Source organism: Noviherbaspirillum sp. (assembly GCF_035944575.1).
Taxonomy (GTDB): domain Bacteria; phylum Pseudomonadota; class Gammaproteobacteria; order Burkholderiales; family Burkholderiaceae_D; genus Noviherbaspirillum.
In genome coordinates this window covers 1-14,325 of the sequence record NZ_DASZBA010000260.1, presented here as the reverse complement: position 1 = coordinate 14,325, position 14,325 = coordinate 1, and the positions used below count along the sequence as shown (strand labels likewise).

General features: G+C 58.5%; 11 protein-coding genes, 1 other RNA gene and 1 pseudogene. 8 read left to right on the top strand and 5 right to left on the bottom strand.

Annotated features, from left to right (window positions below; all coding sequences use genetic code 11):
* Positions 1-201 precede the first annotated feature (201 nt).
* On the top strand, positions 202-2,859 hold the full coding sequence (locus VGU61_RS21600; protein WP_326861379.1) for an EAL domain-containing protein: 2,658 nt from the start codon (positions 202-204) through the stop codon (positions 2,857-2,859).
* Here VGU61_RS21600 and VGU61_RS21595 read toward each other — a convergent pair.
* On the bottom strand, positions 2,815-5,454 hold the full coding sequence (locus tag VGU61_RS21595) for a putative bifunctional diguanylate cyclase/phosphodiesterase (protein WP_326861378.1): 2,640 nt from the start codon (positions 5,452-5,454) through the stop codon (positions 2,815-2,817). The two genes, VGU61_RS21600 and VGU61_RS21595, sit on opposite strands and share 45 nt — an antisense overlap.
* A gap of 469 nt (positions 5,455-5,923) precedes the next feature.
* On the opposite strand from VGU61_RS21595, the pseudogene VGU61_RS22705 reads away from it, so the two are divergent.
* The 7 genes and pseudogenes from VGU61_RS22705 (at position 5,924) to VGU61_RS21560 (ending at position 10,402) form a co-directional block, all read left to right on the top strand.
* Positions 5,924-6,306: pseudogene (locus VGU61_RS22705) on the top strand (chemotaxis protein CheW).
* A 41-nt stretch (positions 6,307-6,347) separates the two neighbouring features.
* On the top strand, positions 6,348-8,081 hold the full coding sequence (locus VGU61_RS21585; protein ID WP_326861376.1) for a methyl-accepting chemotaxis protein: 1,734 nt from the start codon (positions 6,348-6,350) through the stop codon (positions 8,079-8,081).
* A gap of 206 nt (positions 8,082-8,287) precedes the next feature.
* Positions 8,288-8,503, top strand: coding sequence for a DUF904 domain-containing protein (locus VGU61_RS21580; RefSeq protein ID WP_326861375.1), 216 nt, complete (start codon positions 8,288-8,290; stop codon positions 8,501-8,503).
* Positions 8,500-8,811 carry a cell division protein ZapA gene (locus tag VGU61_RS21575; RefSeq protein WP_326861374.1) on the top strand — a complete coding sequence of 104 codons (312 nt, stop codon included), beginning with the start codon at positions 8,500-8,502 and terminating at the stop codon, positions 8,809-8,811. Before VGU61_RS21580 ends, VGU61_RS21575 begins: the two co-directional genes overlap by 4 nt.
* Before the next feature lie 46 nt (positions 8,812-8,857).
* Positions 8,858-9,038: non-coding RNA, 6S RNA (gene ssrS / locus VGU61_RS21570), on the top strand.
* Between the two features lie 76 nt (positions 9,039-9,114).
* The gene (locus VGU61_RS21565) at positions 9,115-9,582 is read left to right on the top strand and encodes an EVE domain-containing protein (protein WP_326861373.1); all 468 of its coding nucleotides are present in this window, start codon (positions 9,115-9,117) and stop codon (positions 9,580-9,582) included.
* A gap of 16 nt (positions 9,583-9,598) precedes the next feature.
* On the top strand, positions 9,599-10,402 hold the full coding sequence (locus VGU61_RS21560; protein ID WP_326861372.1) for a sulfite exporter TauE/SafE family protein: 804 nt from the start codon (positions 9,599-9,601) through the stop codon (positions 10,400-10,402).
* On the opposite strand, the gene VGU61_RS21555 is transcribed toward VGU61_RS21560, so the two are convergent.
* The 4 genes from VGU61_RS21555 to lgt form a co-directional block, all read right to left on the bottom strand.
* The gene (locus VGU61_RS21555; RefSeq protein ID WP_326861371.1) at positions 10,395-11,915 is read right to left on the bottom strand and encodes a malonyl-CoA synthase; all 1,521 of its coding nucleotides are present in this window, start codon (positions 11,913-11,915) and stop codon (positions 10,395-10,397) included. The genes VGU61_RS21560 and VGU61_RS21555 overlap by 8 nt on opposite strands.
* 12 nt (positions 11,916-11,927) lie before the next feature.
* Positions 11,928-12,701, bottom strand: coding sequence for an enoyl-CoA hydratase/isomerase family protein (locus tag VGU61_RS21550; RefSeq protein ID WP_326861370.1), 774 nt, complete (start codon positions 12,699-12,701; stop codon positions 11,928-11,930).
* Positions 12,702-12,721: 20 nt separating this feature from the next.
* Positions 12,722-13,684, bottom strand: coding sequence for a tripartite tricarboxylate transporter substrate binding protein (locus VGU61_RS21545; protein WP_326861369.1), 963 nt, complete (start codon positions 13,682-13,684; stop codon positions 12,722-12,724).
* A gap of 34 nt (positions 13,685-13,718) precedes the next feature.
* Positions 13,719-14,325 (bottom strand): prolipoprotein diacylglyceryl transferase (lgt, locus tag VGU61_RS21540; RefSeq protein WP_326861368.1); only part of this gene is annotated, 607 nt, incomplete at its 5' end.

The following is a 14,325-nucleotide window of genomic DNA, read 5'->3' as shown; positions in this document are numbered from 1 at the left end:
GTGGACGCCCTGCGACACAATCCTCGAGCGCCTCAGCTCGGTTGATAAATATCAATTTCCTGAAGGAATGCAAACCTAGAATGGGTAAAAAGCGTTTCCCGCTTGAAACGCACATCCCCGCTTTTATGTGGTGTCAGAGAGGTGCTGAATGGCTGCAATTTGTAGCGGAAGCTATCAATCCCCGTTCATCGGTTGCATCCGATGAATACAATGCACCACATCCTCCATGTCGATGATTCCAGCCGCGATCGCGACCTGGTGCGTCGCGCACTGCAGTGCACCAGCAAGCAGTTCAGCCTGACGGAAGCGGCCAGCCGTCGTGATTTTGAGGCGCTGATGGCATGTGGTCAATACGACCTGGTACTCGGCGACTGCAATATCGGCGGCTTTCATGGGCTGCAAATCATCGATACCGTCAAGGCACGGCATCCGCATACGCCGGTTGTCATCCTGACCGAATCGGGATCGGCGGAAACCGCGGTGGAAGCGATGAAGCGCGGCGCAGCGGATTTTCTGCTCAAGACCCCCAATCAGCTCAGCCGCCTGCCGGATTCAATACAGTCCGCGATCGAGCAAACCCGCCTGAAAGGCGAGCAGGACCGCGTGGACAAGGCGGCGCGGCGGATTTTTCGCGCCCGCCGTGTCATGGCGGAGTGCAATCATGCAATCGTCCATGCCAACGCGGAAGCCCAACTGCTGCGCGAGATGTGCCGCATCATGGTCGAAGTGGGAGGCTACCGGATGGCGTGGATCGGCTATGCCGATGACAGCGCACGCTGCATCCGGCCGGTGGCCCGGGCCGGCGAAGCCAGCCGGTATCTGAGCGAGCTGCCCAGGCGCCGTATCGACCACGCCGACGGTGACAGTCCGGCTGCCATCGCCATCCGGTCAGGCCGTCCCTGCGTCGTCTCCGATGTGAACGCCGCCGATGCCGGCGGTTGGCGACAGCATGCGCTGAACCACGGCTACCTCTCCGTCACGTCGCTGCCGCTCAGAGACGGCAATAAGGTATTCGGCGCGCTCACGATCTATGAAGCCCAGCCACATGAATTCGGCCCGGACCAGATCACGATGTTCGAGGAACTGGCGAACGACATTGCCTATGGCATCACCGGCTTTCGTACCGAGGTTGCCCGGGCGAAGGCAGATCAGGCGCTGGTAGAGACCGAGCGGAAGCTGGCCGGCATTCTCGACTCGATCGACAATATCGTCTGGTCGGCGTCCGGTACGGAATTTCTGTACATCAACGCCGTCGCCGAGCGAATCTACGGCAGGCCGCTGGCGGATTTTTATCGCAACCGGGATACCTGGTTTTCGGCCATCCATCCGCAGGATCAGCCGAAGGTACGCGCCGCGCTGGAAAAGCTGCGCCGCCGGGGCGCGCTCGTGCATGAATACCGGATTGTGCGGCCTGACGGCAGCATCCGCTGGCTGGAGGATAAGACCAAGGCGGTCTATGACAGTGCCGGGTGCCTGCTGCGCATCGACGGCGTGGCCAGCGACATCAGCGACCGTAAGAATTACGAGGCACACATCAAATACATGGCGAGCCATGATGCGCTGACCGGGCTCGCCAACCGGAATCTTCTGGCGGACCGCCTTGCACAGGCCATGCTGCATGCGCAACGCAAGAACCGGATGCTCGCACTGCTGGTCATCGACCTGGACCGCTTCAAGGACATCAACGACAGCGTCGGCCATGCGTTCGGTGACGCCCTCCTCAAGGAAGCGGCGGTAAGGCTGCAGCAGCAGGTGCGCAAGGGCGACACGGTGTCGCGCCAGGGCGGCGACGAGTTCATCATTCTGCTGACCGATCTCAATGATGCCGAAGGGGCGGCCCATATCGCCGCCAAGATATTGCGTGCCTTCGCGCAACCCTTCATGGTCGGCAACCAGCGGCTGCATATCACGCCCAGCATCGGCGCCACCGTCTACCCCGGCGATGGCGCAGACAGCGAAACCCTTCTGCAGAATGCCGACATCGCCATGTACCGCGCCAAGCGCGAGATCGGCCATGGCAATGGTTTCCAGTTTTACTCGCTGGAGATGAGCATTCGCACCAAGGAACGCATCGTGCTCGGCAATGCCTTGCGCCGGGCTGTTGAGCGCGAGGAATTCGAACTGTATTACCAACCCAAGATCGACTTGCGCAGTGGAGAGCTGATCGGCGCAGAGGCCTTGATACGCTGGCGCAGCCAGGAGCTTGGCATGATTCCGCCGTCGCAGTTCATCCCGCTTGCGGAAGAGATCGGATTGATCGTGCCGATCGGAAGCTGGGTGCTGCGTACCGCCTTCCGGCAGAACAAGGCATGGCAGGATGAAGGACTGCGGCCGATCACCGTCTCGGTCAATCTGTCCGCTCATGAGTTCCGCCAGCCGGGGCTTGCACAATCGGTCGCCACGGTATTGGAAGATACCGGGCTCGACGCCCGTTACATCGAACTCGAATTGACGGAAAGCATGGTGATGGGAAGCGCTGAACAGTTCAGCACAACGATGCGGGCGCTCAAGGAGCTCGGCGTCGAATTGTCGATCGATGATTTCGGCACGGGCTATTCCTGCCTCAGCTATCTGAAGCGTTTTCCTCTCGACCGGCTGAAAATCGATCGGTCATTCGTGCGCGACCTTGCCACCGATCCGGACGAGGCAGCCATCGTCCGGCTCATCATCTCGCTCGGTCACAGCCTGAATCTCAAGGTGATCGCGGAAGGGGTTGAAACAAGCGAGCAACTGCAGTTCCTGCGTGACGCGGGCTGCGATGAAATGCAGGGACATTTCTTCAGCGAGCCGCTGCCTGCGGAACGCTTTCGCGAGTTAATGCGTTCTGCTCCCGTGGCGGATGTCGCTCCGCATCGGTAGCGGCCTGACGCCGATGCGTTGCAGGATCTGGGTTTCGAACTGTTCGCCCGGCAAAGGCGGACTAAAATAATATCCCTGGATTTCGTCGCATTCCTGCTGCTGCAGGAAACGGAACTGCTCGATCGTCTCCACGCCCTCGGCGATCACTTTTTGTTTCAGGATCTTTGCCATGCTGATGATGGTACAGATGATCGCCGCGCTGTCCGGGTCGCCGACGATGTCCTGAACAAAGGATTTGTCGATCTTGATCGTATCGATCGGGAAACGCTTCAGGTAGCTCAGGCTGGAATAGCCGGTGCCGAAGTCGTCGATCGACAGCGAGACGCCGATATCCTTCAAACCTTCCAGCAGCGCGATGGTCACCTCGGTTTCCTGCATCGTCACGCTTTCGGTCAGTTCCAGCTCGAGATACCGCGGATCGAGACGAGTTTCCTGCAAGACCCTCGAGACGAGCTGAAGGAAATTCTTATCCTTGAACTGAACCGCCGATACGTTCACGGATATGGGAATCGGCGGATAGCCGGCATCCTGCCAGGCGCGGTTCTGCCGGCATGCTTCGCGCAGCACCCATTCGCCCATCTGGACGATCAGGCCGCTTTCTTCGGCGATCGCGATGAATTGCGCCGGCAGCAGGACGGTATTGTCCGCCGAATGCCAGCGCAGCAGCGCTTCGGCGCCGGTCAGGCGGCCGGTCGTGATGTCCAGCTTGGGCTGAAAGTAGAGTGTCGACTCTTCCCGCGCGATGGCCTTGCGCAGGCTGCCCTCGAGCGCGAAGCGCTGTACCGCCCGTTCATTGATGTGGCGCGCGAAGAACTGGTAGTTGTTTCGTCCCTGTGCCTTGGCCTGGTACATCGCGGCGTCGGCATGCTTGATGATGGTTTCGCTATCCTCGCCATCCTCGGGGCAGATGCTGATGCCGATGCTGCCGGAAATATGCAGCTCATGGCCGTCGATGAAGTAGGGCGCGCTGATTGCAGTCAGCAATTGGTGGGCCGCGCGCGCCGCACCGATCGTGTCGCTGACTTCGTGCAGCAAGATGATGAACTCGTCGCCGCCCTGGCGGGAAATCGTGTCGGTTTCACGCATGCAGGCCTTGAGCCGCCGCGCGATCTCCTGCAGTAGATGGTCGCCCACGAGATGGCCCAATGTGTCATTGACATGCTTGAAGCGGTCGATATCCAGGAACATCAATGCCGTCCTCGTTCCATGACGCAGCGCCAGCGCGATCGCATGCTGCAAGCGTTCATTCAGCAGGACGCGGTTCGGCAGATCCGTAAGGAAATCATGCTGCGCGAGATAGGTCATGCGTTGCGTCATTGCCCGCAATGCGCTGACATCCCGGAATACCACGACCGCACCAATTACCTTGCCGTCGCCGTCGTGCATCGGTGCGCAGGAATCGTCCACCGCCGATTCCGTGCCGTCGCGTTGAATCAGCATGCAATTGGAAGCCAGTTGGGATGGCCTGTTTTCATTCAGTGCAATGTCGATCGGCGTCGTGACCGGTTCACGGGACACCGGGTCCACAAGCCGGAATACGCTGTTGACCGGCATGCCGATTGCGTCGGCTGCAGTCCAGCCGCACATGCGCTCGGCCGCCGGATTCAGGTAGGTTATCTTGCCATCGGCGTCCACGGTAATCACGCCGTCGCTGATGGACTTCAATGTTACGTTCATGCGCTCATGCTGGTGAACCAAACGCTCCTCGGCGGCACTGCGCTCGATGATCTCCGCCTGCAATCGCAGGTTGGATTGGGATAACGCCGCAATATTGCTCTTTAATTTGTCCAGCGCCTGCTGCACTCCATGCTCCGCCCGATCGCGCTGCATATCGAGTTGCAGAAGCAACCTTGCGTTCCACAGTATCAATGCGGTAAAGAGAGTCATGGTGGAGAGGGTGTACAGCACCAGCCCGAACGTCGCGTCGAATAACCCCGCTTCCTGGCCCCAGAACTGGATACGGTCGATGACGATCGGGATCAATATGGCGGACGGCAACAGCATGCGCGCAGTGATGCCGCCGGCGCTGCGGTTCGTAATGAGGGCCATCAGGCCGCGGTCCGGCTGCGCTGCCAGCAACCCGGCGCACAGGAGAATGCAGAGCAGGGTCATCGGCAATGCGACGGTACCGAAATAAGGAGTCTCATACAATGCGCTTCGCCCGTACAGGTACCCGATGGCAGGGATCAATGCGTTACACATGGCGAACAGCACAAGGGCGTTCGTCCAGGCGGACCGGGAATTCCGTGCTGCCACGAACAGCGCCGTGCCGACAAGGCTGAAGACCAGGGCAGCGACTGCCGACATGCGCCCTGGGTAATTCGTCGATGGTGATTGCTTCTCCGTGACAAACAATTGGTCGATGCCGAAGTCGCTGCCCGTCGCATACTCAGCCAGTGTCAGCATGCCGATCAATGCGGTCAGTATCGCCGCAGTCTGAATCGCCGGCACGGCAAACCGTCCCGATGGACGCGCCGCCAGCAGGTACATGGCCACGCCGGAAAGGACCAGGCAGATACCGGCATTGAACTTGACTGTTGCCTGGTCTGGCCAAAACGACGCCAATATCCAGGTGGACGTCAGCCAGCCTGTCAATACCGCCGTTCCTGCCAACGCTACGATGATTCCAGCAATTTGGGCAAAGAGTCTGTATTGCGTTCGAAGACTGGAGGGGTGAAGCATGTGTATCGTTGTAGGTGTTCTGCGGAATCATCGGATTCCGCCATCTTTATAAAATGGGATCGACAGGAAATGAATACGACAGCCGACAGCGAAGGTGGCTTGCTGAAGATACATGCCGGCGTACGTGCGCTTATGGCGCAGTATCAAATGTTGTTTCGATAGGATGCAACGCTCGCTCGAAAAGTTCCGCCAGTAATGATTTGCCAGAACCCATGCGACGAAAGAGAAACTTGATCAAGCGGTAATTATTTTCCTGCATTTTGCTCAAGTCCTGCAATATTTTGTCGTAAACAAACACGAAGCTTTTGTTTATCGTATGTCATGTAAGGGCGCGCTGTTTAGGTAGGCATTCAGCGCTTTGACTGGCAGTGTCAAATCAACAATGTCGGGGGCGGGTGTCGTGCGGAAAACCGTGACCAATCCAGCTTCAATGGAGGTGCTGGCTTGCAGACTCGGCAAAGAAGAGTAAGCGGTTGATATTCAATGCCTCCGGGAACTGCGTGGGTACGGCGCGACGACACGTATCGCTAACAGCCCTGAATTCATCAAGGGCGCCGCCAACTCCGCGGCGTCAACGTGCCCATCGTTGCCATGCGCATTAAATTTGGCCTCGATGAACCGGTCGGCGCTGAAACTGGGGCGGCCATCAGTTCCAGCCATCTGATGGGCCTCGGCACCGTCGACGAGCGCATGCTCGCCCTTATCGATATCAACGAACTAATGACAAGCCCGGATATGAAACAGGTCGAGAAACTGTCGGCGTGACAGGCACCGTCATGCACGACGCCGTATAAAAAGGGAAACTCATGAAAATATATGATATGAAAATCAGTACAAGGCTGTACCTTGGTTTTGGCATCATTGTCGCTTTGCTCGTCGGCCTTGTATCAATGGCCTATATCAATTTCTCCAAGCTCAGCGCAGCAAATGACATCAACCTTCATACGTATGAGGTCATGGGAGAAGTCAACAGCGTTCTTGAAAGCCTCATCAATATAGAGACCGGCCAGCGCGGCTACGCACTTACCGGCAATACCGCTTCGCTCGAACCCTACAATGCCGGCAAGGAGTCGTTCCAGAGGCATCTCGATAGGGCCAAATCGCTCACATCCGACAATCCGAAGCAACAGGAGCGGCTGAACAGGCTGGCTGCGGAAGAACGGCAGTGGCTAACCACCGTAATCGATCCGGCGATCGCATTGCGGCGCGATGTCGGCGACAACAAGGAGCGAATGGTGGAGGTGATCGCCCTGGAGCAGGCCGGAAAAGGCAAACAGGGTATGGATACCATCCGTATTCTTCTTGCAGAGATCGTCGATGCCGAATCCGCATTACTGGAGCAGCGCAGCAAGGATTCCGCTGCATTACAGTCGCTCACCAGTTCCACGCTGATCGGCGGCGGCATCCTTGCTGCCGCCCTGGCAGGCCTGATCGCACTTTGGTTGTCGCGTAACATCACGCGGCCCCTCGGTATTGCGGTGTCGCTGGCCAAGCGAGTGGCGCAAGGCGATTTGACCGCAACCGTCAAGGCCATATCGAATGACGAAACGGGCCAGTTGATGCAGGCATTGAAAGACATGAATGAAAGCCTGGTGCGCATCGTGAGTGAAGTGCGCCACGGCACCGACAGCATTGCCACCGCGTCGTCCCAGATCGCCTCGGGCAATATGGACTTGTCCTCGCGTACCGAACAGCAGGCAAGCTCGCTGGAGGAAACTGCATCCTCGATGGAGGAATTGACGTCCACCGTGCAGCAAAACGCCGACAACGCGCGGCAGGCCAACAGCCTTGCCCAGTCCGCGTCCGAAGTGGCCAGCAAGGGCGGGGCGGTGGTATCGCAGGTGGTCGATACGATGGGGTCCATCAACGAGTCGGCGAAGAAGATCGTTGAGATTATCGGAGTCATTGATGGCATCGCATTCCAGACCAATATCCTGGCGCTGAACGCGGCAGTGGAAGCCGCGCGTGCGGGCGAGCAGGGACGTGGTTTCGCCGTGGTTGCGGCCGAAGTGCGCAATCTGGCACAGCGCTCGGCTGCAGCCGCAAAGGAGATCAAGGCGCTCATCGGTGATTCGGTGGAAAAAGTCGATCTCGGCGCAAAGCTGGTCGACCAGGCCGGCAGCACGATGCAAGAGATCGTTGACAGCGTACGCCGCGTGACCGATATCATCAGCGAGATCAGCGCCGCCAGCGACGAACAAAAAGCCGGCATCGAACAGGTCAATCAAGCCATCAGCCAGATGGACCAGGTAACCCAGCAAAACGCCTCCCTTGTCGAAGAGGCGGCGGCTGCAGCCGAGGCGATGCAAGACCAGTCGAAGTCTCTGGCGCAGGTGGTCAGCGTCTTCCAGCTCAACGGCATGCAGTCCGCCGTACCAGCCAAACGGCCACGAAACACGTCTTTGGCGAACAAGTCGGCACGATCTGCACAGCGCAGCGGACCTGTGCCCGCATCATCGGCCTCGACAGCGCCTCAGCCTCTTCTGAAGCGCCCTGTGCCGTTACCTGCCGCCTCCGGCGACGATTGGGAGGAATTCTGATTTTGTGGTCCTCGGCTCGGGTTCAGATGATCAGCAGGTACACGCCACGGCGAGATCGTGCGGATTTCGGCTGCGGGCAGCTTATGTATTTGTTTCGCGTCCGCAGGTCAAGTCCTGGGTGTCGCGGATAAGACGTGCCATGAAAAAAGATTTCCAAGTGATTGAATCTATTGACGGAAAATCGCTTGCACCACTATAGTTGCAGCATGGTTTCCGAATTTCATCTTCTTTCCGAAAAAATCAGCCGCCTGGCGGAACTCGTGCAGAACCTGCGGCGCGAGAACACCGACCTGCGGCTGGGAATGGCTGCGCTGACCGAGGAAAACGCCGACCTTGCCCGGCGCATACAGGAAGCGCACCAACGCGTATCCGCATTACTGGAAAAAATTCCGGTACCGAACCATGATGAGGAGACCACATGATCCAGATCGATGTCACCATCATGGGGCAGCCATACAAGCTCGCGTGCAAGGAAGGTGAAGAAGCGGCATTACGCGAGGCGGTTGCCTACCTCGACGGCAAGATGTGCGCCATTCGCGATGCAGGCAAGATCAAGGGCAACGACCGCATCGCTGTAATGGCTGCACTTGGAATCGCCGCCGAATTTCTGTCATCGAAATTACCTGACGGTCCCCTGGCGGACATGTCCTTGTCGGAAGTCAGGCAAAAGATTTCTTCCATGCACGCCGTGCTCGATGCCGCCCTGGCGCCGCAGGAAAATCTCTTTTAAATTTTCGCCAAACCCTTTGACAGAAAGTCCGATTCGGTTAAACTAAAACCTCCTGCCGTGTTCGCGATTGTCATATATTCCTTGAACCATTTATGTGCATCGGTTGCGGAAATTCGTTCGATAGGAGTGCGCGTCGCTAGTCCGATGAACCCGAAATTGAACTAACTGTGACCACCTTGAACCCTTTGGTTCGGGATGCCGGCAAAGACGGCACAGGCGGGGCTAAATTCCAAGCGGCTGCATTTTATGCAGCCGCTTTTTTGTGCGCGCTTTTTTTGTGTGCTTCATTCACGGATCATGACCATGCAGTATTGGCTGATGAAATCGGAACCGGACGAGACCAGTATTGATGATGTGCTGGCGGCGCCGGACGCTATCGTGCCATGGGTCGGTGTGCGAAATTATCAAGCCCGTAATTTCATGCGTGACCGGATGCGCATCGGCGATGGCGTATTGTTCTATCACTCGAGCTGCGCGCGACCGGGAATCGCCGGCGTGGCGGAAGTCGCAAGCACGCCGTATCCGGACCCGACGCAATTCGATTCCCGCAGTCCGTATTTCGATCCGGCGGCCACACTTGAACATCCGCGATGGATGCTGATCGATATATGGGCGACAAAGAAAACGCGGCTGATGACCTTGCCCGAATTGCGCGAGCACCCCGACCTGGCTGATATGCAGGTCCTGAGGCGCGGAAATCGCTTGTCGATCACTCCGGTCACCCCGGCTGAGTGGCGATGCATCATGCGCGAACTGGATGTGCCAACCTGATAAGAAAGACATTTGAATGGATCTGACATTGATTGGCATCCTGCTGGTGCTGGGTGCGGCGGTTGGCTTTGCTGCGGGGTTGCTTGGCATCGGCGGCGGCATGTTGCTGGTGCCGTTCATGACCATGATATTGACCGCCAAGGCATTCCCGTCCGAGCACATCGTCCACATGGCGATTGCCACATCGCTTGCGACAATCATGTTCACTTCGATTTCGTCGGTGCGCGCCCATCATGCGCGTGGCGCGGTCATCTGGCGTATCGTGAAACTGTTCACGCCCGGGATCCTGATCGGCTCATGGGTCGGTCCCTGGATAGGCGCGCAGATGAACTCCGCGGCGCTCGCCACCTTCTTCGGGCTGTTTGTCACTTTCTCCGCGACGCAGATGCTGCTCGACCGGAAGCCGGCAGCGTCGCGTGACTTGCCCGGACCGGTCGGCATGACAGCCGCGGGCGGCACGATCGGCGTATTGTCCGGCCTGGTCGGCGCGGGCGGCGGATTCGTATCGGTGCCCTTCATGACATGGTGCAACGTGAAGATCCATAATGCCGTTGCGACCAGCGCCGCGCTCGGCTTTCCGATCGCGTTCGCCGGAACGCTGTCGAATATTTTCTTCGGCCTGAATGTGCCAAACCTGCCGGCCGGCTCGCTCGGTTATATCTACTTGCCCGCATTGCTGGTGATCGCCATTGCGAGCGTCAGCACCGCGCCGCTCGGCGCACGCACCGCGCATGCGCTTCCGGTCAAATCGCTGAAAAAGGTGTTTGCCCTGATGCTGTATGCACTGGCGGCTTACATGCTTTACAAGGCGTTCAGGTAGTTTGCCGGGCAGTCGAGAACTGTTCGCGCAGGATGTTCTTTTGTACCTTGCCCATGGTATTTCTCGGTAGTTCCGCGACGAAGTAGATGCGCTTCGGCACCTTGAAATTGGCAATCTTTCCTTTTAGCTGGCTGATGATATCGTGCTCTTCGAGCGTCACGCCGGGAGCCGTGACCACAACCGCCGTGACCGCTTCACCGAAATCCGGATGCGGCACGCCGACCACTGCGGATTCAACCACCCCGTCGATCTCATCGATGACCGATTCGATTTCCTTCGGATAGACGTTATAGCCGCCGGAGATGATCAGGTCCTTGCTGCGTCCGACGATGGATAGGTAGCCCTTCGCGTCGAATTTTCCAACATCGCCGGTCTTGAAGTATCCGTCGGACGTAAATTCTTCGGCGGTTTTTTCCGGCATGCGCCAGTAGCCGGAAAATACATTCGGTCCCTTAACCTGGATGTCGCCGATTTCATCCGTTCCGCATTCCTCGCCGTCGCTGTTGATGATCCGTACAGACACGCCCGGCAAGGGCAGGCCGACCGTGCCGCCGATTCGCTCGCCGTCATAAGGATTGGACACCAGCATGGTGGTTTCGCTCATCCCGTAGCGTTCGAGGATGGTGTGGCCCGTGCGTTCGGTGAAGCTCTCGAATGTGTCCAGCAGAAGCGGTGCCGACCCGGAAATGAAAAGCCGCATGCGTTCGCATGCTGCCCGATCGAAAGCCGGATCCGCGAGCAGGCGCACATAGTAAGTCGGTACGCCCATGAAAACCGTTGCGCGGGGGAGATGGCGGATCACTTCCGTGCTGTCGAACTTGGGCAGAAAGATCATTTTGCTGCCGTTGAGCAGGGCTCCATGCGACGCAACGAACAGTCCGTGGACATGGAACAAAGGCAGCGCGTGCAAGAGCACGTCGCCCGGCTGCCACTGCCAGTAATCCTTCAATACCTTGGCGTTCGAAGCGAGGTTGCCGTGGGTGAGCATCGCACCCTTGCTGCGGCCAGTCGTACCCGAGGTATAAAGAATGGCGGCAAGGTCATCGGGCTTGCGTTCCACGGTGTCGAAGCTGTTCGACTGCAGCGCGGCCCTTGTGAGGAGCGAGCCCTGCCTGTCGTCACTCAGGGTGAATACATGCTTTGTGCCCAGCTTGAATGCGATCTGTGACACCCATCCGAAATTTCCGGGCGAGCAAACCACCACCGCCGGTTCTGCGTTGTCGATGAAATATTCGATCTCGGCGGCACGATAGGCGGTATTCAACGGAAGAAAGACATGGCCCGACCGCAGCGTCGCCAGGTAAAGAATCAGTGCTTCGGGCGATTTCTCGACCTGTACGGCGATACGCGAATCCTTTGGCAGATTCAATCCGGACAGCAGATTCGCGATTTTCGCGCTCGCCCTGTCCAGATCGTTCCATGAGTAGTACAGGCCATCATGGGTTTCGATGCAGCAGGCGGTTTTATCTTCCGGAAAACAGGATTGGAACAGGGTGTAAAGATTGGCGTTCATTATTGATAAAGGTTAGCGGCCGGTAAAATCAGGTGTGCGTTTCTCGATAAATGCCCGTACACCTTCGCGGTAATCCGCAGAATCGAAAAATGCGAATGCAGCCCGCAGCTCATCGGGGGTCAGCGGGGCAGGGTGGAGGGATAACCGCCGCACGAGCAGCTTGTTCATGCGGGCAGCAAGTGGCGCACCTTTCGCAATCCGATTCGCGGTGGAGCGGGCTTCGGCATGCACATCGTCGACGATGCGGTGAATCAGTCCCTTATCCTTCGCTTCCACAGCATCGAAGACACGTCCCTCCAGCAGAATTTCCAATGCGACCGCCTTGCCGACCAGTTGCAGCAAGCCTTGCAACTCTCCCGGCGCCAAAGGAAACCCAAGCTTGTTGATGGGAATGCCGAAGCGGGATGACAGCGCGGCGATGCGAAGGTCGCATGCGCAGGCAATCTCCAGTCCGCCGCCGACACACACGCCATTGATGGCGGCAATCGTTGGGTGGGGGCAGGCGGCAATCGCGTCCAGGGCGCCGGCGATGCTGATGGTGTGATAGGCCATGCCCTGCTCGTGATTGCTGCGTACCGAGGCGAACTCATCGATATCCGCCCCGGCGGCGAAGTTGCCGCCGTCTCCCTGAACAATCACGCAGCGCAAGTCCTGATCGGCGGACAGTTCGGCAAAACGCTGCGCCAGGGAATGCCACATCGATATATCGATGGCATTGAGCTTGCCCGGATTGGACAGCGTCACCCTTGCGATGACGCCTTCTTTTTCAATACGGATTTCCGACATGGATCTGATTTCCTGCTTCGTCATTCCAGCTTCACACCAGCCGCCTTGACCACGGCTGCCCATCGTTTGATCTCCGCATCAACCATGGCGCCGAACTTGGCCTGCGTCAGTTGCGGTATGTCGGAGCCGCTGTTGTTCCATGCGGTTTTCAGCTCTGGTGATGCGAGCGCTTTTTGCACTTCGGCGGCCATCCGTTCCACCACGTCCGGTGGCGTACCCCTGGGTGCCCACATGCCATACCAGGTGGAGACCTCATATCCCGGTACGCCGGCTTCAGCCGCAGTCGGGACATCCGGGAATCCCGGCGCGCGCGTTGCCGATGCCACTGCCAGCGCCTTGATCCTTCCGCCTTTCAAGTGCGGCGCCGATGAGCCGAGGCCATCAAACATCATGTCCACCTGCCCGGCCACCAGGTCCTGCAGCGCGGGGCCCGCGCCGCGGTAGGGAATATGCGTAATGAACGTCTTGGTCTGCATTTTGAACAGCTCGCCGGCGAGATGATGCGATGTGCCGTTGCCGGCTGAGCCGTAGTTGAGCTTTCCGGGATTTTTCTTCACGAAATCGAGGAAGGACTTCAGGTCGGTTGCGGGCACCTTCTGCGGATTCACGACGATGACCTGCGGAGGCGTGGCGACCAGCGCGATCGGCGTGAAGTCCTTCTGGATGTCATAGTCCAGCTTCGGGTAGATCGATGGCGCGATGGCGTGGTGAGCGCCGCCGATGAAGAAGGTATAGCCGTCCGGCGCGGCCTTGGCGGCGATACCCGCTCCCAGCGTGCCGCCGGCGCCGCCGCGATTGTCGATGATCACTTGCCTGCCGAGCTGTTTGGTCAATTGGGCGGCCAGCGGCCTGGCGAATGCATCGGTGCCGCCACCGGCGGGAAACGGCACGATGAAGGTGACGGGTCTGGCAGGCCAGGACTGGGCGAAGGCGGAAAGCGGCAGCAGGAGTGCCGCCGCAAGGAAAATGCGTCTGGTATTCATTGGCTTGTCTCCGAAGATTATTGGTATTGACGCTCTAGGGGCGTCTTGTTCGATAGGCGATCAACAATAACACGATGCCGAGAATCATCATGGGCACCGACAACATCTGCCCTGCCGAGATCGTCCAGCCCGCGATGGTTACCTCATAATCGGGTGTGCGGAAATACTCCGTGAAGAAACGTGCACATCCATACCCTAAAGCGAATACGCCGCTTACCGCCATCATCGGCCGCGCCTTGCGCGCAAACAGCCACAGCACGATGAACAGCAGCACGCCATCAACCAGCGCCTGGTAGATCGGCGATGGATGGCGCGGCAGGTTGTCGATGTTGGGCCAGATCATTGCCCAGGGCAACGTCGGGTCGGCAAGCCGTCCCGGCAGCTCCGCATTGATGAAATTGCCTATCCGCCCGGCCGCATACCCCAGCGGCACCAGTGGGGCGATGAAGTCCATCACCTCCATCAGAGGCCGTCCTTGCTTGCGTCCCCAAAAAGCCATGGCGATCATCACGCCCAGGAAGCCGCCGTGGAACGACATGCCGCCTTTCCAGACCGCAAAAATCTCCGCCGGATGGGAAAGATAGTATGCCGGGTTATAAAACAATACCTCGCCAAGCCGCCCGCCGATGATGACGCCCAGC